General features: G+C 40.6%; 26 protein-coding genes, 1 tRNA gene and 2 pseudogenes. 27 read left to right on the top strand and 2 right to left on the bottom strand.

Annotated elements, in window-relative coordinates; translation table 11 throughout:
* Positions 1-44 precede the first annotated feature (44 nt).
* From IYQ92_RS07275 to brpA, 5 genes are all read left to right on the top strand, one after another.
* Positions 45-659 (top strand): DUF1361 domain-containing protein, encoded by a 615-nt coding sequence (locus tag IYQ92_RS07275; protein WP_195676048.1) that lies wholly within the window; start codon positions 45-47, stop codon positions 657-659.
* A 113-nt stretch (positions 660-772) separates the two neighbouring features.
* Positions 773-2,194, top strand: coding sequence for an NCS2 family permease (locus IYQ92_RS07270; RefSeq protein WP_195676047.1), 1,422 nt, complete (start codon positions 773-775; stop codon positions 2,192-2,194).
* A 133-nt stretch (positions 2,195-2,327) separates the two neighbouring features.
* Positions 2,328-2,768: a tRNA (adenosine(37)-N6)-threonylcarbamoyltransferase complex ATPase subunit type 1 TsaE gene (gene tsaE / locus IYQ92_RS07265; RefSeq protein ID WP_195676046.1), complete on the top strand. Its 441-nt coding sequence runs from the start codon at positions 2,328-2,330 to the stop codon at positions 2,766-2,768.
* Positions 2,765-3,286 (top strand): GNAT family N-acetyltransferase, encoded by a 522-nt coding sequence (locus IYQ92_RS07260; protein ID WP_195676045.1) that lies wholly within the window; start codon positions 2,765-2,767, stop codon positions 3,284-3,286. Before tsaE ends, IYQ92_RS07260 begins: the two co-directional genes overlap by 4 nt.
* Positions 3,287-3,296: 10 nt before the next feature.
* Complete coding sequence (brpA, locus tag IYQ92_RS07255) at positions 3,297-4,544, top strand: biofilm formation/cell division transcriptional regulator BrpA (RefSeq protein ID WP_195676044.1); 1,248 nt, start codon at positions 3,297-3,299, stop codon at positions 4,542-4,544.
* Positions 4,545-4,614: 70 nt separating this feature from the next.
* Here the strand turns inward: brpA and IYQ92_RS07250 are convergent, their stop codons facing one another.
* Complete coding sequence (locus IYQ92_RS07250) at positions 4,615-4,920, bottom strand: chemotaxis protein (protein ID WP_195676043.1); 306 nt, start codon at positions 4,918-4,920, stop codon at positions 4,615-4,617.
* Complete coding sequence (locus IYQ92_RS07245; RefSeq protein WP_195676042.1) at positions 4,917-5,336, bottom strand: HIT family protein; 420 nt, start codon at positions 5,334-5,336, stop codon at positions 4,917-4,919. The genes IYQ92_RS07250 and IYQ92_RS07245 overlap by 4 nt, the downstream gene beginning before the upstream one ends.
* Positions 5,337-5,408: 72 nt before the next feature.
* Here IYQ92_RS07245 and IYQ92_RS07240 point away from each other — a divergent pair, with 72 nt between their 5' ends.
* From IYQ92_RS07240 to IYQ92_RS07145, 22 genes and pseudogenes are all read left to right on the top strand, one after another.
* Positions 5,409-6,134 (top strand): ABC transporter ATP-binding protein, encoded by a 726-nt coding sequence (locus IYQ92_RS07240; RefSeq protein WP_195676041.1) that lies wholly within the window; start codon positions 5,409-5,411, stop codon positions 6,132-6,134.
* Position 6,135: 1 nt separating this feature from the next.
* Positions 6,136-7,170, top strand: coding sequence for an ABC transporter permease (locus IYQ92_RS07235; RefSeq protein ID WP_195676040.1), 1,035 nt, complete (start codon positions 6,136-6,138; stop codon positions 7,168-7,170).
* 64 nt (positions 7,171-7,234) lie between these two features.
* A complete protein-coding gene (gene ccrZ / locus IYQ92_RS07230; RefSeq protein WP_195676039.1) occupies positions 7,235-8,026 on the top strand; it encodes a cell cycle regulator CcrZ in 792 nt (263 codons plus the stop codon).
* Positions 8,026-8,661 (top strand): tRNA (guanosine(46)-N7)-methyltransferase TrmB, encoded by a 636-nt coding sequence (gene trmB, locus IYQ92_RS07225; RefSeq protein WP_195676038.1) that lies wholly within the window; start codon positions 8,026-8,028, stop codon positions 8,659-8,661. Before ccrZ ends, trmB begins: the two co-directional genes overlap by 1 nt.
* A gap of 286 nt (positions 8,662-8,947) precedes the next feature.
* Positions 8,948-9,034: transfer RNA gene (locus IYQ92_RS07220), tRNA-Ser, on the top strand.
* Between the two features lie 387 nt (positions 9,035-9,421).
* Positions 9,422-9,892 carry a PAS domain-containing protein gene (locus tag IYQ92_RS07215; RefSeq protein WP_195676037.1) on the top strand — a complete coding sequence of 157 codons (471 nt, stop codon included), beginning with the start codon at positions 9,422-9,424 and terminating at the stop codon, positions 9,890-9,892.
* Between the two features lie 11 nt (positions 9,893-9,903).
* A complete protein-coding gene (locus IYQ92_RS07210; RefSeq protein ID WP_195676036.1) occupies positions 9,904-10,248 on the top strand; it encodes a GGDEF domain-containing protein in 345 nt (114 codons plus the stop codon).
* 115 nt (positions 10,249-10,363) lie between these two features.
* Complete coding sequence (locus IYQ92_RS10635) at positions 10,364-11,314, top strand: bifunctional glycosyltransferase family 2/GtrA family protein (protein WP_324253071.1); 951 nt, start codon at positions 10,364-10,366, stop codon at positions 11,312-11,314.
* Between the two features lie 127 nt (positions 11,315-11,441).
* Positions 11,442-13,529 (top strand): glycosyltransferase family 2 protein, encoded by a 2,088-nt coding sequence (locus IYQ92_RS10630; protein WP_324253070.1) that lies wholly within the window; start codon positions 11,442-11,444, stop codon positions 13,527-13,529.
* Between the two features lie 83 nt (positions 13,530-13,612).
* Positions 13,613-14,029: a hypothetical protein gene (locus IYQ92_RS10325; RefSeq protein WP_229311342.1), complete on the top strand. Its 417-nt coding sequence runs from the start codon at positions 13,613-13,615 to the stop codon at positions 14,027-14,029.
* 12 nt (positions 14,030-14,041) lie between these two features.
* Entirely contained in the window at positions 14,042-15,361 is a 1,320-nt protein-coding gene (locus IYQ92_RS07195) for a hypothetical protein (protein WP_229311341.1), read from the top strand.
* Positions 15,362-15,707: 346 nt separating this feature from the next.
* Entirely contained in the window at positions 15,708-16,187 is a 480-nt protein-coding gene (rimP, locus tag IYQ92_RS07190) for a ribosome maturation factor RimP (protein ID WP_195676075.1), read from the top strand.
* 35 nt (positions 16,188-16,222) lie between these two features.
* Positions 16,223-17,434, top strand: a complete 1,212-nt coding sequence (nusA, locus tag IYQ92_RS07185) for a transcription termination factor NusA (RefSeq protein ID WP_324253069.1) — start codon at positions 16,223-16,225, stop codon at positions 17,432-17,434.
* Positions 17,435-17,455: 21 nt separating this feature from the next.
* Positions 17,456-17,752: an RNase P modulator RnpM gene (gene rnpM, locus IYQ92_RS07180; RefSeq protein WP_195676034.1), complete on the top strand. Its 297-nt coding sequence runs from the start codon at positions 17,456-17,458 to the stop codon at positions 17,750-17,752.
* Positions 17,745-18,047 carry a YlxQ-related RNA-binding protein gene (locus tag IYQ92_RS07175; RefSeq protein ID WP_195676033.1) on the top strand — a complete coding sequence of 101 codons (303 nt, stop codon included), beginning with the start codon at positions 17,745-17,747 and terminating at the stop codon, positions 18,045-18,047. Before rnpM ends, IYQ92_RS07175 begins: the two co-directional genes overlap by 8 nt.
* Before the next feature lie 19 nt (positions 18,048-18,066).
* Positions 18,067-18,742, top strand: a pseudogene (locus IYQ92_RS10720) (translation initiation factor IF-2 N-terminal domain-containing protein); the annotation flags it as partial.
* A gap of 137 nt (positions 18,743-18,879) precedes the next feature.
* Positions 18,880-20,859: pseudogene (infB, locus tag IYQ92_RS07170) on the top strand (translation initiation factor IF-2); the annotation flags it as partial.
* Between the two features lie 279 nt (positions 20,860-21,138).
* The gene (gene rbfA, locus IYQ92_RS07165; RefSeq protein ID WP_229311340.1) at positions 21,139-21,486 is read left to right on the top strand and encodes a 30S ribosome-binding factor RbfA; all 348 of its coding nucleotides are present in this window, start codon (positions 21,139-21,141) and stop codon (positions 21,484-21,486) included.
* Between the two features lie 69 nt (positions 21,487-21,555).
* Complete coding sequence (locus IYQ92_RS07160) at positions 21,556-22,110, top strand: TIGR00730 family Rossman fold protein (protein ID WP_195676031.1); 555 nt, start codon at positions 21,556-21,558, stop codon at positions 22,108-22,110.
* Positions 22,100-22,711, top strand: coding sequence for a nucleotidyltransferase family protein (locus tag IYQ92_RS07155; protein ID WP_195676030.1), 612 nt, complete (start codon positions 22,100-22,102; stop codon positions 22,709-22,711). Before IYQ92_RS07160 ends, IYQ92_RS07155 begins: the two co-directional genes overlap by 11 nt.
* A gap of 728 nt (positions 22,712-23,439) precedes the next feature.
* Positions 23,440-23,625: a hypothetical protein gene (locus IYQ92_RS07150; protein WP_195676029.1), complete on the top strand. Its 186-nt coding sequence runs from the start codon at positions 23,440-23,442 to the stop codon at positions 23,623-23,625.
* Between the two features lie 151 nt (positions 23,626-23,776).
* Entirely contained in the window at positions 23,777-24,205 is a 429-nt protein-coding gene (locus IYQ92_RS07145) for a CopY/TcrY family copper transport repressor (RefSeq protein WP_195676028.1), read from the top strand.
* Positions 24,206-24,426: the final 221 nt, after the last annotated feature.

Here is a 24,426-nt window from a genome sequence, read left to right as displayed (position 1 = left end):
TTTCTATAGAAAATTGTAGAATATAAGAATAAAGGAGGTGTCCTATGACGAAAAAATTAGCAATGATTCACTTATTTTTTGTAATAATAGCAGCTGGTATTCAGTATTATCAGCTGACGGGGCCAGATTTAATTTGGAATATGTTCCTAGCGCTATTAGCCCTAGACTTTGCAGTGTTAGCGCAGCGGATATCTGCAAAAATTTTAAAATATATCTTTAGCCTGGCTTGGCTGTTTTTCTATCCCAACACTTTTTACATGCTGACAGATATTGTGCACATGAACTTTGTCTCGACCGTTTTGACGGACCGCTATAGCCTAATTTTGTACTTGCTCTATGTTGCTAGCATCTTATTTGGTGTCTTTTCTGGTGTGGAGAGCGTTCGGATAATGCTGAGAGAATTTCCGATTAAAAATACATGGCTGCGCTGGTTTCTTATTTCTGCACTTTCCTTCGTTTCAAGCTTTGCCATTCACATTGGACGTTATGCGCGCTTGAATTCATGGGATATTGTGACGAGACCTAGCCTTGTCGTCAAAGAACTTTTAGAAGTTGTCAGTTGGAATGCTGTTCACTTTGTACTGGGCTTTACTTTTCTACAAATCATGTGTCTTATTTTTACTGACGTAGGAAATTCAAAAAAAGAGATTGAAAAATGAACGATTATTTGTTAAAATAGGCATATCGTTCGTAAAACGATGGAATATCTTAAGGTGATAGGGCGTGAAGTCATTATCATTCTTATTTAGTTACAAGGAGTATCCACGTTAAGATGGAAAAGTTTTTTAAACTAAAAGAACATGGAACAGATGTTCGTACTGAGGTCACAGCTGGTTTGACCACATTCTTTGCTATGAGTTACATCCTCTTTGTCAACCCATCAATGTTGGCACAGACAGGAATGCCTGCACAAGGTGTATTCTTAGCAACTATTATCGGTGCCGTTGTTGGTACTTTGATGATGGCTTTCTATGCTAACTTGCCATACGCACAAGCACCAGGTATGGGCTTGAATGCCTTTTTCACTTACACAGTCGTATTTGCCTTGGGTTACACATGGCAAGAAGCCTTGGCAATGGTTTTCATTTGTGGGATTATTTCATTGATTATCACCGTAACTAAGGTTCGTAAAATGATCATTGAATCTATTCCAACAACCTTGAAATCAGCAATTTCAGCTGGTATCGGTGTTTTCTTGGCTTATGTCGGAATTAAAAATGCAGGATTCTTGAAATTCTCAGTTGACCCAGGTACTTACACTGTTGCTGGTAAAGGTGCAGCTAAAGGTTTGGCTTCAATCACTGCTAGCTCTGCTGCAACACCAGGTTTGGTTGCTTTCAATACACCAGGTGTTATCCTAGCTTTGGTTGGTCTTGCTATTTCAATTTTCTTCATCGTTCGTGGAATGCGCGGTGGTGTTATTTTATCTATCCTAGCAACAACTGTTGTTGGTATCTTCATGGGTGTTGTTGACCTTGGAAAAGTTAACTGGGCGGCAACAAATCTTTCAGCTTCATTTGGTGATTTGAAACAAGTCTTTGGTGTGGCTCTTGGTAGCAAAGGTTTGGGTTCATTGTTCTCAGATCCTTCACGAATTCCAGGTGTCTTGATGGCAATCCTTGCTTTCTCATTGACAGATATTTTTGATACAATCGGTACGTTGATTGGTACTGGTGAAAAAGTTGGTATCATCGCTACAACTGGTGACAATAATGAGTCTAAAGCCCTTGACCGCGCTTTGTATTCTGACCTTGTTGCAACAACAATCGGTGCCGTTGCTGGTACATCAAACGTCACAACTTATGTTGAATCTGCTGCTGGTATTGGTGCTGGTGGACGCACTGGTTTGACAGCTCTTGTGGTAGCTGCTTTATTTGCAGTATCTAGCTTCTTCAGTCCATTGGTTTCTATCGTTCCAACACAAGCGACTGCGCCAATCCTTATCATTGTTGGTGTGATGATGCTTTCAAACCTTAAGACTGTTAAATGGGATGATTTGGCAGAAGCTATCCCAGCTTTCTTCACATCAATCTTCATGGGATTCTCTTACAGCATTACTTACGGTATTGCTGCTGGTTTCATCGCTTACACATTGGTTAAAATCTTTAAAGGACAAGCTAAAGATGTTCACTTCATTCTTTGGATTTTGGATATCTTGTTCATCTTGAACTTCGTCAGCTTGGCCATTCTTTAATTGAAATTTATCGGAGAAGTCGATTAAGTTCGGCTTCTTTTTTGCTGCTCTTTTTAGATAGGCTAATTATCTGTTTTTTTAATGTATTCGGTTAAGTATTGGAAGACACTAGGAATTCTGATATAATGGGAATATGTTTTATAGTCAAAATGAAAATGAACTCATTGCGATTGGTGAGCGTATTGGGCGCCAACTGGAAGTGCAAGATATTCTAGTTTTAACGGGTGATTTAGGTGCCGGCAAGACGACGCTGACCAAGGGGATTGCGCGTGGCTTGGATATTAGTCAAATGGTTAAGAGCCCGACCTACACCATCGTTCGTGAGTATGACGGGCGCTTACCTTTGTACCATTTAGATGTTTACCGCATCGGGGATGATCCTGATTCGATTGACTTAGATGATTTTCTCTATGGTGATGGCGTAACGGTTATTGAATGGGGAGAATTGCTCGGCGAAGACCTCTTGGATGACTATTTAGAAGTTGTTATCGGTAAAGAAGGCGAGGGTCGTCGTCTAGAATTGATTCCTCATGGCAAACGGTCAGAAGAACTAGTTGAGGCTCTTGAAAAATGAGCCAAGGACAAGAAGTTTGCTTTGAAGAGGCAAGTCGTGCTGATGCCAAAGGTCTCTTGGACTTAATGATGGCTGTCACGGCAGAGACTGACTTTATCACGAAAAATGATGACGAGATTTGGTCTGTTGAGGACATGGCTGCTTTTATTGACTTGAGCTCAATGAGAGAAAATCGTCTGTGTTTGCTAGCGAAACTTGGTCAAGAAGTTATTGGTGTTCTGAATGTTGATGCTCAGTGGCAGGATAGTAGTCGCCATATTGGTGATGTTTTTATTGCTGTGCGTAAATCTTATTGGGACCATGGACTCGGTCAAACTTTGCTTGACGAGGCTATCTATTGGGCTGAGCAGACTGGAATCATTCGTCGGTTAGAGCTGAGTGTTCAAAAGCGAAACGAACGCGCGGTTCATATTTATGAAAAGTTTGGTTTTGAGATAGAAGGTGTCCAAAAACGAGGGGCAAGAACAAAAGATGGGGAGTTTCTAGATGTTTACCGCATGGGTAAATTGATAGATTAAAGATACTAAGATGAAAATCGGAAAAAAAATTCTATTGATGCTGTCAGCTATTTTGGTGACAACAGTTGTGGCTGGGTTTGCTTATGTGGGCTCTGCTTATCAATTTTCAACCAATGAGTTGGCCAAAACGTTTAAAGATTACAAAACCTCTAAAACGTCCAGTAAGGCTATTCAGCAGACCAAACCTTTTTCAATTTTACTGATGGGGGTTGATACAGGTTCTTCAGAACGTAAGTCAAAATGGTCTGGGAACAGTGACTCGATGATTTTGGTGACTGTCAATCCTAAGACAAAAAAAACCACAATGACCAGCCTGGAGCGCGATATTTTAATCAAACTATCTGGTCCAAGTAGCAATGATATGAACGGTGTTGAAGCCAAGTTGAATGCAGCTTACGCTTCTGGTGGTGCCAAGATGGCCATCATGACAGTTCAGGATTTGCTTGATATCAATATTGATTATTATATGCAAATCAATATGCAGGGCTTGGTTGATTTAGTTGAAGCTGTTGGTGGTATTACCGTGACTAATAATTTTGATTTCCCGATTTCCATTTCGGAACATGAGCCTGAGTATCAGGCTGTTGTTCAACCGGGAACGCATAAAATTAACGGTGAGCAGGCTTTGGTCTATGCTCGGATGCGTTATGATGACCCCGAGGGAGACTATGGTCGTCAAAAGCGTCAGCGTGAAGTTATCCAAAAAGTTATGAAAAAAATTCTAGCCTTGGATAGTGTCAGCTCCTACAAGAAAATTTTGGCGGCAGTTAGTGGCAATATGCAAACCAATATCGAGATTTCATCAAGTACGATTCCAAGTTTGCTAGGCTATGCTGATTCATTAAAAAATATTAAAACCTACCAACTACGTGGTGAGGATGCTACTTTTAATGGTGCCTCTTATCAAATTGTAACCTCAAAACATTTGTTGACAGTGCAAAATCGTATCAAGAAACAATTGTCTAAATCGTTGGGCACGTCTGATGATTTATCAACAACGGCTGTTCTTTATGAAAATTTGTACGGTTATAGTGTTGATACTGACTATGATACAGCTGATTCATCTAGTTCAGGAACTTCTGGAAACTCATCTTACGGTAGCAATAGTGACTATAGTTCAAATTACAGCACCTATAACAACTATAATAGCTACAGTTCTTCAGCGGCAGAGACTTACAATTATAATCAAGGAAACACAACAACCTATGATTCTAATGAGACAACATCTTCTTATACCGACAACAACCGCGACCTATAGCGATTAAAACTATGCAACGACAGGTCGGTAAATAACAAAAATCAAGCAACGATTCTTCGCTGCTTGATTTTTAGTTTTCAGAATTAGTTGTCATTTGGTACTTGTCCATGGTGTGATGAATTTCTTCCAAGCGTGATTGTGTTTCCTGATTGAAGACTCGAAATTTATAGCTCAAGTCTTCAGAGATGGCTTTGAGCTGCTCTTTTTGGTCTTGGATGACGGCTAGGTTAGCCTTGATATTATTGACATCTTCTTTGATGGCTTGGGAGCTTTCTTTGGCTGATAGGAGGCCTTCTTTGATAGCCTGACGGTTTTTGTAAACCTGATAAGTAGCGTAACCTGCCACACCGACTGCTAGTAGGCGACTTAGCTTCATGCCTCTACCTCGTTAGCAATTTGCGCAGCCAATTTTCCAAGAGCTTCAAAATCAGGTTCGTGCTCAGTGTACTCAATCTTGATGCCATCTTTTTCATCATAGCGTGGAACCAAGTGAATGTGTGCGTGGAAAACAGTTTGTCCTGCGATTTCTTCGTTGTTGTTGATAATATTCATACCAACAGCATTTGTAGCTTTTTGAAGGGCGCGAGCGATTTTTGGTAGGCGTGAGAAGGTTGTGCTAGCAAGGTCAGCCTCCATTTCAAGTACATTGCGGACGTGCCTTTTAGGGATGAGCAGTGTGTGACCAGGTGTTGTTTGAGAAATATCCAAGAATGCCAAAACTTGGTCGTCTTCATAAACTTTTGATGAGGGAATCTCACCTGCTACAATTTTACAGAAAATACAATCATTCATTGAAATCTACCTTCTTTTTCTTAATTTGTTATAATAGATAGTATAAGTATACCAGAAATAGAGAGAATTAGTATGTTAAAAGTTGAAAACGTTACAGGGGGCTATGTTAATATCCCTGTTTTGAAAAATATTTCGTTTGAAGTGGGAGACGGTGAGTTGCTTGGTCTAATTGGGCTTAACGGTGCTGGGAAGTCAACCACCATCAACGAAGTCATCGGTCTCTTGACACCTTACCAAGGTAAGATTACCATTGATGGCGTTAGTCTACAAGAAGACCAGGCTGGCTATCGCAAGAAGATTGGCTTTATTCCTGAGACGCCAAGTTTATATGAGGAGTTGACTCTTCGCGAGCACCTTGAAACGGTGGCTATGGCCTATGATATCCCTGTGGCAGATGCCATGGCGCGTGCAGAAAAACTGTTGGAAACCTTCCGTTTGTCAGATAAGTTGGATTGGTTTCCCATCAATTTTTCAAAAGGGATGAAGCAGAAGGTTATGATTATTTGCGCTTTTATCGTGGACCCTAGTCTCTTCATCGTTGATGAGCCCTTCTTGGGACTGGATCCGTTAGCTATTTCAGATTTAATCGCTTTGCTTGCTGAGGAAAAAGGGCGTGGCAAATCTATTCTTATGTCAACTCACGTTCTCGATTCCGCGGAAAAAATGTGTGACCGTTTTGTCATCTTGCATCAAGGGCAAATTCGTGCAGTAGGAAATTTGGCAGAGCTGAGATCTGAGTTTGGAGATAGCCAGGCAAGTCTCAATGACATTTACATGGCTTTGACTAAAGAGGTGTGACATGACAGAAGTGTTTCAAAAACGCCGGTCGGCTTTTCTAGTGCAAACCAGCAGGTATCTGAGATATGTTTTTAATGACCATTTTGTTTTGGTACTGGTGTTTTTGTTTGGTTTTTTGATGGTGCAATACAGCCAGTTACTCAGGAATTTTCCCAAGAATCATTGGTCTATTATTTTGATTTTGGTGTTGATGACAGTTGTGTTACTGGGTGCAGGACGCATTGGGACTTACTTAGAACCTGCGGACAAGCAATTTTTATTACCTAAAGAAACTGAAGTTTTGGCAATGATTAGGAAAGCAAAGACGCGCTCTTATGTCGTCTGGACGGCTATTCAAACGATACTCTTAGTCTTTTTAGCACCGATTTTCCTTAAGCTCGGTCTATCTCTCGTAATGTTCGTGTTGCTTCTAGTGGTTTTGGGGGTAGTGAAGTGGTTTATTTTTGCTCATAAGAGTGGTGTGTTTTATACCGAATCTGGTTTGGATTGGGACGCTGCCATTGCCTATGAGCAAAAGCGCAAGCAATCTATTTTAAAATTCTTTGCTCTCTTTACCAATGTCAAGGGGATTTCAACCAGCGTTAAGCGCCGTGCTTATTTGGACGATCTTCTTAAGAGACAATCTAAAACTCAAGCGACTTTGTGGTCTAATCTTTATGCGCGTGCTTTTTTACGGAGCGGTGATTATCTAGCTTTGACCCTTCGTTTAGGCATTTTGAGTCTGGTTTTGATTGTTTTGATTAGTAGCAAGATGATTGGTGCTGGCCTGGCTTTGATTTTTAATTATCTTTTGTTGTTCCAATTGCTGGCGCTCTTCAATCATTTTGACTATCAGTATATGGTTCATCTCTATCCTATTTCTGGGGTGCAGAAGGTTAACAATTTACAGGATCTTCTTCGGTTGATTGCCTACTCCTTAGTGGTTCTTCAAGCGCTAGCTCTATTTTCCCTAAAACCAATCCTTCTTCTAGTGGTGGTTACGATTGTCTTGACTGAGGTTTATCTGCCATATAAAATGAAGAAGATGATTGACTAAGTGAGTCAAAACAAGTAAAATAGGAATAAACGTCTAAAATAAATGTGTAAAGGAGGGACAAGTGGTGGCAACATCTAATCAGGACTTGACGCTGACTCCCCTGCGCGGGAAGAGTGGCAAGGCCTTTATTGGTACTTATCCAAACGGTGAACGTGTCTTTGTCAAATTTAATACGACACCGATTTTGCCGGCTTTGGCTAAAGAACAGATAGCACCGCAGTTATTGTGGGCGCGTCGTACTGGTAATGGCGATACCATGAGTGCACAAGAGTGGCTCAATGGGCGGACATTGACCAAGGAAGATATGGGAAGTAAGCAGATTGTTCATATTTTGTTGCGTCTGCACAAATCTCGTCCCTTGGTAAACCAGCTTTTACAGTTGGATTATAAAATTGAAAACCCTTATGATTTGTTGATGGATTGGGAGAAAAAGGCTCCGCAACAAATTCGAGATAATACTTACCTTCAATCTGTCGTGACAGAACTCAAGCGCAGTTTGCCGGAATTTCGTTCAGACATCGCAACCATTGTTCATGGTGACATCAAGCACAGCAACTGGGTGATTACGACCAGTGGCTTGATTTATTTGGTGGACTGGGATTCAGTGCGTTTGACCGACCGTATGTATGATGTGGCCTACATGCTTAGTCATTATATTCCGCGCATGCATTGGCATGAATGGTTGCACTACTATGGCTACAAGGATAACGACAAGGTTCGTAGTAAGATTATTTGGTATGGTCAATTTTCATATTTGTCTCAGATTGTGAAGTGTTTTGACAAGCGTGATATGGTCCATGTCAATCAAGAAATCTATGGCTTGCGCCAGTTTAGAGAATTAGTTAGAAAGTTATAATGCGAGTAAGAAAACGTAAGGGTGCCGAGGAGCACTTGGAAAATAATCCTCACTATGTGATTTCAAATCCAGAAGAGGCTAAAGGTCATTGGCACGACATTTTCGGAAATAATAATCCTATCCATATCGAAGTCGGTTCGGGGAAAGGGGCTTTCATTACAGGGATGGCTCTCCAAAATCCAGACATTAACTATATCGGAATCGATATTCAGCTGTCTGTATTGAGTTATGCCTTGGACAAGGTCTTGGATAGTGGTGCTGAAAATGTTAGACTGCTCTTGGTTGACGGGTCAAGTTTGACTAATTATTTTGCGGATGGTGAGATTGATTTACTCTATCTCAATTTCAGTGACCCATGGCCAAAAACACGTCATGAAAAACGTCGCTTGACTTACAAATCCTTCTTGGATACTTACAAGCAAATTTTGCCAGAGCATGGTGAAATTCATTTCAAGACAGATAATCGTGGGCTCTTCGAATACAGCTTGGCTAGTATGTCTCAATATGGCATGACACTTAAGCAAGTATGGCTTGATTTACACGCTAGTGATTATGAAGGCAATGTCATGACCGAGTACGAGAAAAAATTCTCAGACAAAGGGCAAGTCATCTACCGAGTAGAAGCTCAATTTTAATGAGCTTAGCTGTGGTTGTTCAGCCAATGATTGAAAACAACCAGTTCATTTATCATTTGAATTGTTATCTAACACAATAGACGGAGGAGCCTTGGTGGCATCCTCCGTTTTTGTTGAAAAAGAATTTTGATTCAAGGTGTTTAGAACAGACCATGAAAAAGAATTATATGAAAAACCGAACATTATAACAAAAAGTTAGATTAGTTGCTTTTTTTCATAGAATATGGCAAACTATACTAGTTGATATTTAGTATAATCCTAATGAATATCCGAAATTTGAAATTATGGAGAGGTCGCATAGTGGTCGAGTGCGCACGCTTGGAAAGCGTGTAGTCCTTAACGGGGCTCGGGGGTTCGAATCCCCTCCTCTCCTTTGTTTATTATATAGTGTGAAATGATGATTTCAAAATTAAAATAGTTTGCTAAAGATGCAAATAAAAAGTTTCAATTAGGAAGTAAGGTTACTGTTCCTAACCAATGTTTTTGGGAAATGTGATTGTTTCACATTTATAAATTTGATAAGTGGTTACAGTCCTTTTGAGGAGAATGTATCTTATGAGTATTAATAGCTTAAAGCTATCGCTGGCTAGGCATAGAGGTTTTGTCGTCTTCAGTGAATTGGTCATTTCACTTTTTCTGCTTATACTTGTTATTTATGAGCAGATATACAGAGATTACCATCTTATTGCAGTCCTTATTTTATTTACCATTTTTTTGTGTCCTGTTGACATTTTCTCTTTTGACCAGTAGAAATTTCTTGGTGACAGACTATATTTTAGAAAGTTCAGCAGAGATTAATCTCTATGCTCTTGATTTAGACTTTCGGTTCATAGCTATTAATAAAAATGATGTTCGAATGATGGAGAAGTATTTTGATTTTACACCAAGGCTGGGTGAGTCTCCTTTGGATATCATGGATGGACAAGAAGTAGAGGCTTTAAAGAGTAATTTCTCTCGGGCTATGGCAGGAGAGTCTTTTACTGTTTTAGATAAGATTGAAAAGAAGGGTGAAGTTCTTTACTGGCAATGTCTATATTCACCAATTTATAATGACAATTCGACAATTATCGGTGGCTCATGTGTAGTTCTTGATGTAACAGATGAACGAAAGAAAGATATCGAAAATCAATGTTTAAGCAACACAGATCCATTGACACAAGTGTATAATCGTCGTTATTTGGAAAATGCTTTTACAGAGTGCATAATTGAAAAAGTCAAAAAATTACCCTGATTATTACAGATTTGGATGGTTTCAAAGAAGTCAACGATATTTATGGACATCAAGCAGGTAACAAGGTATTAGTTGATTTTGCTGAATTATTGAAAGAAACGATGCCACCGTATGCTACCATTGCAAGACTGGGTGGGGATGAGTGTGCTATATTATTACCTAACGTTTCCTACTTTAAGGCAAGTTTATTAGCTCAATTAATCCAAGGAAAGATGTGTGACTATCCCTATGAAATCACAACTTCTTACGGTATTTTTACAGAATCTTACGATGCTGGTCTAACCTATATTGATTTTTACGGGAAAGCAGATAAAGCCATGTATATTCATAAAACGGATAGGAAAGTTGAAAGGTAAAGTGATGAGTAAAGATTATAAAAATGTAAAGATTGTTATTCTGTCCTATGAGCCGGACCAACGTTTGTTGGAGCTTTTAGCACAAATTAGAGACAAGTAACAAGCGCAGTTTGATATTATACTTATAGACGATGGGAGTGGGGAAGCTTACTCTCATATTTTTAGGGAAACGATTTCTAAGTTTGGCTGTTATGTACTGACTCATTCTGTCAATAAAGGAAAGGGACGAGCTATCAAGACAGCTATTGATTTTGTTCTTGAGAATTTCCCAGATGCACTGGGGATTGTGACAATTGATGCAGATGGTCAGCATACCTATGAAGATACCATTAAGTGCTTGGAGGCATTCTTGAAGTCACCAGATAGTCTAGTCTTAAGGGTTCGTGTTTTTGAAGAGAATGTCCCACTGAGAAGCAAATTTGGGAATTTGCTAACTAGGGATGTTCTAGGAGCGTTTACAGGGATGGCTATCTCAGATACTCAGACTGGCTTACGAGTTATTCCTTACCACTGGTTAAGAACCTTGTTTGAGCTTGAAGGGGAGCGTTATGAGTTTGAGATGAACATGCTCTTGCAGGCTAAGGAAGATGGAATTGCTATTTTAGAAGTACCAATTACGACGATTTATTTAGATGATAATCAGTCTTCGCATTTCCATGCTATTCGTGATTCAATTCGTATTTATGCAGTATTTTTTAAATACATCGTATCTTCAGTGTTTAGTTTTCTCGTTGACATTGTTGTGTTTACGATTTTAGTCTCTCTTTTTAAGGGAGTGAGTTTAGAATCAATCACCTTAGCATCTGTTATGTCTAGGGCAGTTTCTTCTGTTACGAATTTTCTTATCAACCATAAGCTAGCATTCAAAGCTGGAAACTCCCTGAGTTGGGTCAAATATTTTTCATTAGTAGTGATTCAGATTTTCTTATCGAGTGTGCTGGTCACTTTGTTGTCAAGTTGGTGGACCTTTCCAATTACAGGAATCAAGATTCTTGTTGATGGATTCTTGTTCTTCTTAAGTTATTATATACAGAAGACATTTGTCTTTGATGGAGGGAAGAGATGACGATAAGACAGAGATTGCTTTATTTCTTTGCATTCGTAACGACAGTATTTTATTTGTCATGGAGAATCTTGCGAACTATCCCTTGGGATGACTCACTGTTTTCGATTATTTTTGGTTTAGTGAGCTTATTTCATCGCTTACAGCCTATATTATTATTTGGAATAAGCAAAAAAATAGTCAACTTGAGAAACCGGTAATTTTAGAACAAGACTATCCCGATATTGACGTTCTTATTGCAACTCACAATGAGGATGTCGATTTACTCTACAAAACAGTAAATGCTTGTACTTATATGGACTACCCAGATAAAAAGAAGGTACATATTTACATTTGTGACGATACCAATCGTCCAGAAGTAGCTGACTTAGCTAGAAAATTTAACGTTGGCTATTTCGGTCTCGCCGACAATAAGCATGCAAAGTCAGGCAATTTAAATAATGCTTTGGAACAAACAAACTCTCCTTTGGTTGCTACCTTTGATGCTGATATGATTCCCTATCGTTCTTTTTTAATGGAGTCTGTTCCTTACTTTGTCAAACAGTTGGAAGCTGATAAAAATGAAGAAGAGCCTGAACAGAAAATTGGGCTTATTCAAACACCGCAGAGCTTCTATAATGCCGATATTTTTCAATTTAACCTTTTTCCAGAATCTACGCTTCCGAACGAACAAGATTTTTTCTCAAAAGGGGTCAATGTTTTAAACAATGCACATGGTGCAGCTGTTTATACGGGATCAAATACGGTTATTTATCGTAAAGCAATTGAGGAGGTAGGTGGTTTCCCAATAGATACCATTACAGAGGATTTTGAACTTGGTGTTCGTATGAATACTAAGGGTTACGTGAATTTTTCTACGACTGAGCAGATGGCTAGTGGTTTAACACCGACTGATTTCAAGAGCGTTATTAAGCAACGAATTCGATGGGGACGAGGTGTTATCCGTAGTAGCTATAATACGAATATTTTTTTGAATCCGAAATTGTCACTTTCTCAAAAAATCGTATATATCAATGGTTATTTATATTGGTGGTCTTTTTTTAGAAGACTTTTATATATTTGTGCACCGATTTTATTTACGGTGTTTCATGTTAGGGTGGTTGTTGCTAATGTTTGGTTGCTTTTGTTTTTCTGGCTACCAAGTTATGTGTTGACGCGACTATCAATGATCGATGTGACGACTCAGTACAGGACACAAATTTTGGGGGAAGTTGTTGAAACTATTTTGGCGCCTTACTTGGTGCTCCCTCTCTTTTTAGAGGCTTTTGGTATTAGTGAGAAGAAATTTAAGGTTACCAAAAAGGGAAAAGAAAGTTCTCGTTGGGAATGGATGTATGCACTACCATACATTATCTTTTGGGGGTTATCTGTCTACGGATTGATTAGTTTTAACTATGGTAAATTTGGATCGGAACTTTTTTACGGAAGTGTCATTAGCTTTTGGTTGATTCATCACATTACGAATTTAACATTTGCTATTTTCTGTTCCTTGGGGAGACCAATTTATAGGCAAAGTGAACGGTTTAAAGTAAAAGATCCAATGGTCGTTGAGGCTTTGGGTGAAAAATATGATGTTCAGTTGTCAAATATTTCTGAGACAGGGGCTTCATTTTTAACTCAGATTCCTCTGTATTTTCCTAAAAAGACAATATTAACCTTGCTTTTGAAATCCTCTCATTATCAGGCCAAGCTGGATGCTAAAATTGTTCGTGTTTACACTGGAGAGGATGGCTGGTATTATGGCGTGCAGTTTATTGACATTCCCGAAAGTCAAAAGCGGGAGTTCTTTCAATACATTTACGACCGTATTAATCACTACCTACCTAGCGAGAGAGATACCTGGATGACAGTGCTTGACGATTTATTTGAAAATATCAATAGGCGCTTATTTGTCTCTGAGCATGATATCGCTACCTATAGCGCTGTTTTCCCCTTAATAGCAGTCAATGAGATGATCAAGTATAAACAGGAAGAACGTTTTGTATCAGTGACTGATTTTGAATATATCACAATTTTAGGACAACCTAGCAAAGAAGAGCAAGCTGGTCAAATTAGTTTAATTAACTATAGAGAGTTGCCATTAGAACTTAAGTTTGTCAAATACAGTGAAGAATATGATGAGAGCCTTTATCAAATTACAAATATCGATAAGTTAGTCCGTCTTTCTCAATTCAAAAAGGTTACATCATCATGGAAAGGAAGAGTATGTATTTCCTAACATTATTGCGATTGGTAGTCTTTTTACTTTCGGTATGTGGCTACGCTAAATTAGTAGAAAGTCATTTTCGGATTAATCGGAGGTTGAAGTGGATTGTCACCTTCTCAAGTATTATTTTAGTGATTTATTTAGCTAGCTTGTGTGGGTTTCTGTTACCCTCTGTGTGGTTAATTGCTATTTTGGGGATTGGAATAAGTATTTATTATGGGATAGCAATATTACGCAAAAAAATTAGACTCAAAAAATTGGACGCTGTTGCACTGGGGATGCTGCTATATCTTTTGCTTTTTGGAATAACGCTTTGGCAGTCTCCCTTGTTGCATTATGATAATTTTACGCATTGGGCGACCATTGTTAAATTTTTACATTTAAATAATACTTTGCCAGAACAGACGGATGCCATTATTGGCTATTATGACTATCCTGTTGGTAGCTCACTATTTTTATATTACTTTACAACTTTAGTTGGCTTTTCAGATGGCAGTATGTTGCTAGGATAGTTTATTCTGATTTTGTCAGCTTTGTACGGTATTTTTGCTTCATTACGAGATAGTCGTCGAATGTTGATGGTGCTATTGCTTTTTTCAACTCTTGCTATCTTTAACTATTTAAATATAGCGATTCGCTTGAATAATCTTTTGGTTGATTTTCTCATACCAGCACTGATGTTGGCTGTGGTCGGAGGGTTTATCGCTCATAAAGATGGATTTCTTCCTCTATCTTTAAATACCGCAGTTATTCTTGGAGTTTTGAGTATTGTCAAGACCAGCGGGCTATTTTTTGTAGTCATTGGTATGGTCATTTATACTGTTTTAGCTTTTCGATTGTTGAGAAGAAGACGCTTGGTGTGGTCTCAGACTTACCTGATAAGTGTAACAATTTTGATGAGTTTTATCTCTAATGTTTTATGGCGTTGGCATGTTTCAGAGCATTTTGAAAATGCTAGTAAAGCTAAGCACGCTATTTCTTCTAGTGAATTATTGGGAATATTTTCAGGGCACATGACCACTGTTGCAAGAGATATTACGATGAATTTTGTAAAGGTAACATTTAGTCTTAACAGTTTAGCTTTGCATGGTATTATGTTCATCAATATTGTTTGCTTGATTGCAGTAATTGTTATAGGATTTTTTCTTAAGAGACCAAAACGGGTTCTTTTTAGTTGGCTATTATCGAATCTTATTTTGATAACTTATTACGTTGGCATTTGGTTGATGTATTTAGTGGCCATGCCTAAAAATGAAGCTTTAGAGTTGGCTGGTTTCGAGCGTTATGCTTCAAGTATCGTTATTTTTGTATTGGGATTTGTCATGATGATACTTGTGAGAGAAATGGACTATTGCTTGGTTGAGCAAAATATTCAGCGTCGTAATATCAGGAGCTTCAAGAGTTTAACGACAAAACGATTGTACCAAAATAGTAGCTTAATTTTACTCTTTTTTACAATTGGTATGTTGCTATCAGAAAACAATGGCATCCAGTTCAATAATCGAAAATCAAGTCACAACGTATCACAAAAAATTAAAAAGATTGTCGGTGATCGTCAGCGAGAATCAGTTAAGAAAGTTCTTGTTGTTAGTGCTGATCGGACAAATGTAGAGAATTACTTCATCCAGTATGCCACGCGATATTACTTGTGGGATGCACACGTTGATGCTCGTGAAAATTTCATGCTAAGTACGAGTCAGTTCAAAAAACTTCTTAAAAACTATGATCAAGTTCTGATTTTGGATAGCCACTATACTTTTGGTGCTATGAGTAAGAAAACCTTTGGTAAAACCTATTCTACAGGACTTCATAGTACCAAAGAGATGCTTTCATTGAGTAGGTAAAAACTTTTTATTTGTGATTTCATAAAATTGTGCTATAATAAATTTAAATAATACAGAGAGGGGCGGAGTTATAACTTCGCCTCTTATGTGTGTATTTTCTTTTAAAACAGTTTATGATACTTTTCTTAGGTGGTGGCGGACGCAAGCAAACCCCATTCGATGTTCCATTGCTAAAAATTGAGTCTAAGGTCTCAATTTTTCCGTGACTAGAAGCAATGATTTGCTTCTAGTCGTTTCACCACGGCGAAAAGTATCGGTTTGTGCTCACTTCGTTTGCAGGTCCTGTTTTGAAAGTAAATGGTTAAACTTGTTTACAACTGATGTAAACTAGAAAGATGAGGGTATTATTATCGCAAATCAATCTCTTATCGATATTGTAACCGAGGTGGTAGCTCCTGCTATTGAGGCACCGTTTGAATTGGTTGATATCGAGTATGAAAAAATGGGTGGCGATTATGTCTTGAGCATCTTGGTTGATAAACCAGGTGGCATCACTGTTAATGATACGGCTGATTTGACAGACATCATTAGTCCGTTGTTGGATACGATTAAGCCTGACCCATTCCCTGAACAATACATGCTTGAGGTTTCAAGTCCTGGTTTGGAGCGTCCGCTTAAAACGGCTGAAGCGCTTGAGAATGCTGTGGGTTCTTATGTCAATGTTAGTCTCTACAAGGCTATCAATAAAGTGAAAATATTTGAAGGTGACTTGGTTGCTTTTGATGGTGAAACCTTGACCATTGACTACCTAGATAAAACACGTCACAAAACTGTAGAAATTCCCTATCAGACGGTTGCAAAAGCCCGTCTTGCAGTTAAACTTTAAGAAAGGAAGATTCTTGCTGGGCAAGAATGGACACTATGAGCAAAGAAATGCTAGAAGCCTTCCGTATTTTGGAAGAAGAAAAACACATTAACAAAGATGATATCATTGATGCGGTTACAGAATCTTTGAAATCAGCCTACAAACGTCGTTATGGCCAATCAGAATCTTGTGTCATCGAGTTTGACGAAAAGAAAGCTGACTTTAAAGTTTATACCGTTCGTGAAGTTGTCGATGAAGTTTTTGATAGCCGTTTGGAAATCAGCTTGTCAGATGCTTTAAAAATCAGCTCTGCTTATGAGCTTGGCGATAAAATTCGCTTTGAAGAGTCTGTGACAGAATTTGGTCGTGTGGCTGCACAATCTGCTAAGCAAACCATCATGGAAAAAATGCGCCGTCAAATACGTGAAGTGACTTTCAACGAGTACAAACAACATGAAGGTGAAATCATGACTGGTACAGTTGAACGTTTTGACCAACGTTTTATCTATGTTAACCTTGGTTCACTTGAAGCACAATTGTCTCATCAAGATCAAATTCCTGGTGAAACTTTCAAATCGCATGATATGATTGATGTTTATGTTTACAAAGTTGAAAACAATCCTAAAGGGGTTAATGTTTTTGTAAGCCGCAGCCATCCAGAATTTATCAAACGCATCATGGAACGTGAAATTCCTGAAGTCTTTGATGGAACAGTTGAAATCATGAGCGTTTCTCGCGAAGCTGGTGACCGTACTAAGGTCGCTGTTCGCAGTCACAATCCAAACGTTGATGCTATTGGTACCATCGTTGGTCGTGGCGGAAGCAACATCAAGAAAGTTATCAGCAACTTCCATCCAAAACGTATCGATGCTAAGACGGGCGTGGAAATCCCAGTTGAAGAAAATATCGACGTTATCCAATGGGTTGAAGATCCAGCTGAATTCATCTACAATGCGATTGCGCCAGCGGAAGTTGACATGGTTCTCTTCGATGATGAAGATTCAAAACGTGCAACAGTTGTTGTTCCTGACAATAAATTGTCTCTTGCTATCGGACGTCGCGGTCAAAACGTACGTTTGGCAGCTCATTTGACAGGATACCGCATTGATATCAAATCAGCGTCGGAATATGAAAAATTAGAAGCTGAAAAAGCTGCGCAGGCAGAAGTTGCACCTGAATTTGTCGAATCAGAAACAATTGAAACAGAAGCGGTTGAACCAGTTGCTGTAGACGTTGTTGAAGAAGCTGTTTCAGAAGACGCAGAATAAGGCACATGAGAGAGGTGTTTCATGGCTAAAACAAAGAAAATACCTTTAAGAAAATCAGTTGTTTCTGGTGAAGTCATTGATAAGCGTGACCTCCTTCGTATCGTGAAGAACAAGGAAGGACAAGTTTTCATTGATCCAACTGGAAAGCAAAATGGTCGCGGAGCTTACATCAAGTTAGACAACGACGAAGCACAGCAGGCTAAAAAACGCCGTGTCTTTGATCGTAGTTTTTCAATGGAAGTTTCAGATGAATTTTATGATGAATTGATTGCCTATGTTGATCACAAAGTCAAAAGAAGAGAGTTAGGCCTTGACTAATTTAGAAAAATTATCAAATTTCATCGGACTTGCGCAAAAAGCAGGGAAGGTTATTTCTGGAGAGGAGTTGGTGGTCAAAGCTATTCAGCACCAGCAAGTGTCTCTAGTCTTTCTTGCTAATGACGCAGGGCCAAATTTGACCAAAAAAGTAACTGATAAAAGTAGTTATTATCAAACAGAAGTCTCCACAGTGTTTTCAACACTGGAATTGAGTGCTGCGCTTGGTAAACCACGCAAGGTGGTAGCTATCGCAGACGCTGGATTTTCAAAGAAAATGAGGACTCTTATGGCATAACAGAATAGGAGGACATCAATTGTCGAAGAAAAGATTACATGAAATCGCTAAGGAAATTGGCAAAACTAGCAAGGAAGTGGTTGAGAAGGCTCAATCATTGGGTCTTGCGGTCAAGAGCCATGCTTCAAGCGTAGAAGAAAGTGATGCCAAACGTATTGTGGCTAGCTTTGGTGCTCCTGCAAAAGCAGAAAAAGTGGTAGCAAGTAAAACTGAAAAGGTGGCTGCGCCAAAAGTAGAGGCAAAAGAGGCTCCAAAACCAGCGCCAGCTCAAGAAGCTAAAGCTGTCGAAGCTCCTAAAGTAAAACCTCAAAGCCGTAATTTCAAGGCAGAACGTGAAGCGCGCGCTAAGGCAGAAGTAGAGCGACGTCAAAATAATGGTGGCAATCGCAACAATGGTAAGTCAAACGATAATCGCCGTGACAACCGTAACAAGCAAGACCGTCGTAATCAAGGTCAAAACCGTTCAAACGGAAACAGTGGTCGTCAAGACAATCGTCAGAATGGCAACCGTCAAAATGGTAGACAAGGTCGTTTTGACAACCGCAATCAACAGCAAACTCGGAACCAACAAGCTACTGGTGTGCGTATCGACTTCAAGGCGCGTGCAGCAGCTTTGAAGGCTGAGCAAAACGCTGAGTATTCACGTAGTAGTGAAGAACGTTTCCATCAGGAACAAGAAGCGAAGCGCCGTCAGGTTCGTGAACAAGAGGCAGCCAAACAGGCTAACTTGAAAGCTCAAGAAGAAGCTAAGACTCAGGCTGCAAAACCTACTGTGGCGGCTAAGCCTGTCGCAAGTAAACCAGCGCCAGCTGTTGCTACAGAAAGTAAACCTTCCGATACGCGTCGTAAGAAAGCTAATCGTCCTGAAAAATCTCGTGATTTTACGCGTGACAATGAAGATGGACCTAAGCAAAATAAGAATAAAAAGTGGAATAATCAAAACCAAGTGAGAAATCAAAGGAATAGTAACTGGAATAATAACAAGAAAAATAAACGTGGTAATAAAAATGGTGCTCCAAAACCAGTAACTGAGCGTAAGTTCCATGAATTGCCAAAAGAATTTGAATATACAGAAGGGATGACGGTTGCTGAAATCGCAAAACGTATCAAGCGTGAGCCTGCAGAAATCGTTAAAAAACTCTTCATGATGGGCGTTATGGCCACTCAAAACCAATCTTTGGATGCTGATACTATCGAGCTCCTTATGGTAGATTACGGTATTGAAGCTCATAAGAAGGTTGAAGTCGATGAGGCCGATATCGAGCGCTTCTTTGCTGAAGAGGGCTACCTTGACCCAGAGAAAATGACTGAGCGTCCGCCAGTTGTTACCATCATGGGACACGTTGACCACGGTAAAACAACTCTTCTTGACACTCTTCGTAATTCTCGTGTTGCGACTGGTGAAGCGGGTGGTATCACTCAGCATATCGGTGCCTACCAAATCGAAGAAAACGGTAAGAAAATTACCTTCTTGGATACGCCTGGTCACGCGGCCTTCACATCAATGCGTGCGCGTGGTGCGTCTGTAACAGATATCACTATTCTTATCGTTGCCGCTGACGACGGTGTTATGCCACAGACAATCGAAGCCATCAACCACTCAAAAGCAGCTGGTGTTCCAATCATCGTTGCCATCAATAAGATCGATAAACCAGGTGCAAATCCTGAGCGTGTTATCGGAGAATTGGCAGAGCATGGTGTTATTTCAACTGCCTGGGGCGGCGAGTCTGAGTTCGTTGAAATCTCAGCTAAGTTCGGCCAAAACATCGAAGAATTGCTTGAAACAGTCCTTCTGGTTGCTGAAATGGAAGAACTCAAAGCTGACCCAACAGTTCGTGCTATCGGTACCGTTATCGAAGCTCGTCTTGATAAAGGTAAAGGTGCGGTTGCCACTCTTCTTGTTCAACAAGGGACTTTGAACGTTCAAGACCCAATCGTTGTTGGTAATACATTTGGACGTGTCCGTGCTATGACAAACGACCTTGGTCGCCGTGTCAAAACTGCTGGACCATCTACACCGGTTTCAATCACTGGTTTGAACGAAGCGCCTATGGCGGGTGACCACTTTGCGGTTTATGAAGATGAAAAAGCTGCGCGTGCAGCTGGTGAAGAACGTGCTAAACGTGCTTTGATGAAACAACGTCAAAATACACAACGCGTCTCACTTGAAAACCTCTTTGATACTCTTAAAGCTGGTGAAGTCAAATCCGTTGACGTTATCATCAAGGCAGACGTCCAAGGTTCTGTCGAAGCCCTTGCTGCATCACTCCTTAAGATTGATGTTGAAGGCGTTAAAGTCAACGTTGTTCACTCAGCTGTTGGTGCTATCAACGAATCTGACGTGACTCTTGCGGAAGCGTCAAACGCTGTTATCATCGGTTTCAACGTTCGCCCTACACCGCAAGCTCGTCAACAAGCGGAAGCTGATGATGTTGAAATTCGTTTGCACTCAATCATCTACAAAGTGATTGAAGAAGTTGAGGACGCCATGAAAGGTATGCTTGACCCAGAATTCGAAGAAAAAATCATTGGTGAAGCTGTTATCCGTGAAACATTCAAAGTTTCTAAAGTGGGAACTATTGGTGGATTCATGGTGCTTAGCGGTAAAGTCACTCGCGATTCAAGCGTTCGTGTTATCCGTGACGGTGTCGTTGTCTTCGACGGCAAACTTGCCAGCCTTAAACATTACAAAGATGATGTCAAAGAAGTTGGTAATGCCCAAGAAGGTGGTTTGATGATTGAAAACTACAACGACCTTAAAGTGGACGATACCATCGAAGCTTATGTTATGGAAGAAATTGAACGCAAGTAACATCTGAAGCTAAAGCTTCTAGTTGTTACACGGCAAACCCTATAGGGCTTTGCCTATGCGTTACACTAGCTTTCAAGGTTTGTTATTATCGAACAAACCTTGAAAGCGTCGAAACGCAAGTAAACATTGAAGTTAAAGTTTCTAGGCGTTATATGGCAAACCCTATGGGCTCTTGCCTATGCGTTGCACTAAGTTTCATATAACGAGAAATAAATAGAATCTGAGAGCTAGGCTGGTCCTAGCTTTCGGTTTATTAGACTAATAAGAAAGGAAAGTCCTATGGCTAATCATCGTGTTGACCGTGTTGGGATGGAAATTAAACGTGAAGTCAACGAAATCTTGCGTCTCAAGGTTCGTGACCCACGTGTTCAAGATGTGACCATCACCGACGTTCAAATGTTGGGTGACCTATCAATGGCTAAAGTGTTCTACACTATCCATTCAACCCTTGCTTCTGATAATCAAAAGGCACAAATTGGTTTGGAAAAAGCGACAGGTACTATCAAACGTGAACTCGGTCGCAACTTGACCATGTACAAAATCCCAGATTTGCAATTCGTTAAAGACGAATCCATTGAATATGGAAACAAAATTGACGAAATGCTCCGCAATTTGGATAAGAAATAAGCAACAGTCATCGAGGGCAACCTCGATGACTTTTTTGTGCTATACTAGGTTATAAATGAGGTGAAGAAGATGAAAATAACAGTATATTTGGCTTCCCATCTGGGAGCAGATGTGAGCTTTAGAGCTTTGACGGCTGAGCTTGGGACTTGGCTTGGTCGTGAGGGTCATGTGCTGATTTATGGCGGGAGTGACCAGGGACTCATGGGCATTTTGGCAGACAGTAGCTTGGCTGCTGGTGGTCAGGTGACGGGGATTATTCCGACCTTTCTCAAAGCGCGTGAGATTGAGCATACCGGCTTGACTCACCTAATTGAGGTGGAGGATATGACCGAGCGCAAGCAACTTTTGCGAGAGCAGGCCGATCTCTTCATCGCTCTTCCTGGTGGTCCTGGGACGCTGGAGGAGATTAGCGAGATTATCTCCATGGCCCGCCTCGACCAGCTGACCCAACCCATCATCCTCTACAACATGGCTGGTTTTTACGATAGCTTGCGGGATTTATTTGACAATATGCTGGCGCAGGGCTTCATCACGGCAGTTGAGCGTGACAAGGTGATTTTCCTTGACAGCCTAGACCAGATTGCCGCTATCGTAGCAGAAGAGGAGCGCAGCCATGGACATTAAATCGCTAATCGAAAACAACCAAGACATCATGACCATCCTGCAAATCATCGCTGATTTAGAATTGAGGGATTGCTGGCTAGCAGCGGGTCTTTTGCGAAATATGGTCTGGAACCATTTGTCGGGCCGAGAGGATTTTGACGAGGAGACCGATGTGGATGTGGTTTTCTACGACCCCCAAGTGACTTATGAGGAGACGCTTGCCATCGAGCAGAACTTGCGAGCAGCTTATCCACACTACAAGTGGGAAGTTAAGAATGAAGTCTACATGAACATCCATACCCCTGGCGCTGATAGGTACGCGTCAGCCTGCGATGCCATTGCCAGATTTCCAGAGCGCTGCACGGCTATCGGTGCCAGACTTCATGATGGCGACGTGGAGCTTTTTCTACCTTATGGCGCTGAGGATATTGTCAATTTTGAAGTCCGCCCGACGCCTAGCTTTGCAGGCAATGAAGAGCGGATGGCTGTTTACCGAGCACGAATGGCTAAGAAAAATTGGGCGGACAAATGGCCTAAGTTGGTAGTTTTTCAAGAGAGTGGGACAGAAATCGGTAAGACGAAGTCTTCGATTCCGTTGTCCCACCTCCGCACAGTTGAGTAGGTCTCTAAGTGCTGATTTATCAGTGCTTTGATGCCACTCAACACTGCGACTCACAATTAGTCCGTACGAAAAGGTTGTGATTTTTGTCTCAACCTCTTATTTTTTTGCTAAAAACGTTCTAGAAATCAGTTGTTAAACTTGTCAAGAAAGACTTGCCTATGGTCTTACAAAAAGCTATTCTAGTCCTTTCCTTGCTTACGGTGGTTTTGGCGAGAAAAGGAGGAGCGGTATTCTTTATTGGTTAAGTGGGCAATAGACTTTTGACCTACTCATCTCTCAGATAAACGGTTACTGGTTTGTCCACCATGTAGTTCTGTTCAGATACACGGTGCATTAGCCTGTTTAAGGTGTGATTTTAGTTAGATAGATGGTATGACTCGTTTGTTGTTTGATTTAGGTCAGTTCCTCGGGGAAGTTGTCTGTCTGATGTGTGATTCGGGTCAGTTTCCCGGGGAATTTGCTTGCCTGCCATGTAATTCAGGTCAGTTCTCCGAAGGTTTTGTCTGTCCGACGTGTGGTTCTGCTCGGGACCCCCGAGGGTTTTGTCTGTTCGGCATGTGGTTCAGGTCAGTTCCCTGGGGAGTCAGGTTATCAGCTTGAGAAATGAAGACTCTGCTCTGCTATTTTGCTAAAAAATCAAGAGAAGCGTCGGGCTCATCTGGGAGAAGAGCGCCTGAGTCAGTGATGCGCCTCTAAAAATGTAGGGGAAAAATGGAGGGACCACCGAAATGCCAAATGGCTACCGCAAGTCTGGCGCCTATCTGGCGCTTGGGGCGGGTGCTATTGAGGGCATCCGAGCTATGGACCTTCTGAACCTTACAATACAGGGAGGCAAGCAGATGGCGGACAAAGTTGCTAGTCAGCCCCATGCTAAGTCGGTTAGAGCGGCCAATCAAGCTAAAGAAAATACCTAAAGATATGCCAGACCGAGCCCAGCAAGGACTTGGCGGATTGCATAGGAGCTGAAAAATCATTTTATTTCTCATCAAGCGACTTTTACTGTTGACAAACGTAAACGATAGGTTTATAATAAATCTACAAACATAAACAAAAGGAGTTTCTAGCATGGCAATTTCAAATGCGGAATGGGATATTATGCGCGTGGTTTGGACCAAGGGTCAGGCGACTAGCGGTGATATTCTAACAGTTCTAGGTGCCAAGAATAATTGGTCGGCTTCGACAGTCAAGACTCTGCTCAAGCGCCTGGTGGACAAGGGTTACTTAGCGACAAGCAAGATCGGTAAGGGCTTCATCTATTCAGCTCTGCTTGCGGAATCCGATGCTATGGCTGAGCAGGTTGATGAAGTTTTTAGCAAATTCTGCCGGACCAAGCACGTAGCAATCTTGGAGCACTTGCTAGCTGACCGTCCCATGACTGAGGCTGATATTTCAGCTCTGCAATTACTTTTAGAAAAGAAAAAAGCTAGCGCTGTGGATAAGGTCGTCTGCGACTGTGTCCTCGGTCAATGCAAGTGCAAGGAGCATTTAAACTAATTTAAACTCAAAAGACCTAGGCTTGTTTCGTAAGCGCGAAAACATTATAGATAAGAGCGAACGAAGTGAGCCAAACTTGCCGTAGTGGGATTATCAGTGACGCTGTCAGCGTCACTGATAACGGAATCTTTGAGAGAGTAACAGTCCAGTGGACTGTTACTGCCTGAGCCTAAAAACGAAAAAGCAAAGGAGGTTACTTACGTCCGCACTACTTGAGAAAA

Source organism: Streptococcus sp. HF-1907 (assembly GCF_015594605.1).
Classification (GTDB): domain Bacteria; phylum Bacillota; class Bacilli; order Lactobacillales; family Streptococcaceae; genus Streptococcus.
The sequence above is the reverse complement of the archived record's forward strand: the minus strand, read 5'-3'. Positions and strand labels throughout refer to the sequence as shown.

Excerpts from the sequence above, each read along its gene's own strand:
- rbfA (WP_229311340.1), top strand. The coding sequence starts at position 21,139 with ATGGCTAATCATCGTGTTGACCGTGTTGGGATGGAAATTAAACGTGAA.
- IYQ92_RS07275 (WP_195676048.1), top strand. The coding sequence starts at position 45 with ATGACGAAAAAATTAGCAATGATTCACTTATTTTTTGTAATAATAGCA.
- IYQ92_RS07270 (WP_195676047.1), top strand. The coding sequence starts at position 773 with ATGGAAAAGTTTTTTAAACTAAAAGAACATGGAACAGATGTTCGTACT.
- nusA (WP_324253069.1), top strand. The coding sequence starts at position 16,223 with ATGAGCAAAGAAATGCTAGAAGCCTTCCGTATTTTGGAAGAAGAAAAA.
- IYQ92_RS07245 (WP_195676042.1), bottom strand. The coding sequence starts at position 5,336 with ATGAATGATTGTATTTTCTGTAAAATTGTAGCAGGTGAGATTCCCTCA.
- IYQ92_RS07235 (WP_195676040.1), top strand. The coding sequence starts at position 6,136 with ATGACAGAAGTGTTTCAAAAACGCCGGTCGGCTTTTCTAGTGCAAACC.
- IYQ92_RS07240 (WP_195676041.1), top strand. The coding sequence starts at position 5,409 with ATGTTAAAAGTTGAAAACGTTACAGGGGGCTATGTTAATATCCCTGTT.
- IYQ92_RS07155 (WP_195676030.1), top strand. The coding sequence starts at position 22,100 with ATGGACATTAAATCGCTAATCGAAAACAACCAAGACATCATGACCATC.
- IYQ92_RS07150 (WP_195676029.1), top strand. The coding sequence starts at position 23,440 with ATGCCAAATGGCTACCGCAAGTCTGGCGCCTATCTGGCGCTTGGGGCG.
- brpA (WP_195676044.1), top strand. The coding sequence starts at position 3,297 with ATGAAAATCGGAAAAAAAATTCTATTGATGCTGTCAGCTATTTTGGTG.
- IYQ92_RS07160 (WP_195676031.1), top strand. The coding sequence starts at position 21,556 with ATGAAAATAACAGTATATTTGGCTTCCCATCTGGGAGCAGATGTGAGC.
- IYQ92_RS07145 (WP_195676028.1), top strand. The coding sequence starts at position 23,777 with ATGGCAATTTCAAATGCGGAATGGGATATTATGCGCGTGGTTTGGACC.
- IYQ92_RS07250 (WP_195676043.1), bottom strand. The coding sequence starts at position 4,920 with ATGAAGCTAAGTCGCCTACTAGCAGTCGGTGTGGCAGGTTACGCTACT.
- tsaE (WP_195676046.1), top strand. The coding sequence starts at position 2,328 with ATGTTTTATAGTCAAAATGAAAATGAACTCATTGCGATTGGTGAGCGT.
- trmB (WP_195676038.1), top strand. The coding sequence starts at position 8,026 with ATGCGAGTAAGAAAACGTAAGGGTGCCGAGGAGCACTTGGAAAATAAT.
- rnpM (WP_195676034.1), top strand. The coding sequence starts at position 17,456 with ATGGCTAAAACAAAGAAAATACCTTTAAGAAAATCAGTTGTTTCTGGT.
- IYQ92_RS07260 (WP_195676045.1), top strand. The coding sequence starts at position 2,765 with ATGAGCCAAGGACAAGAAGTTTGCTTTGAAGAGGCAAGTCGTGCTGAT.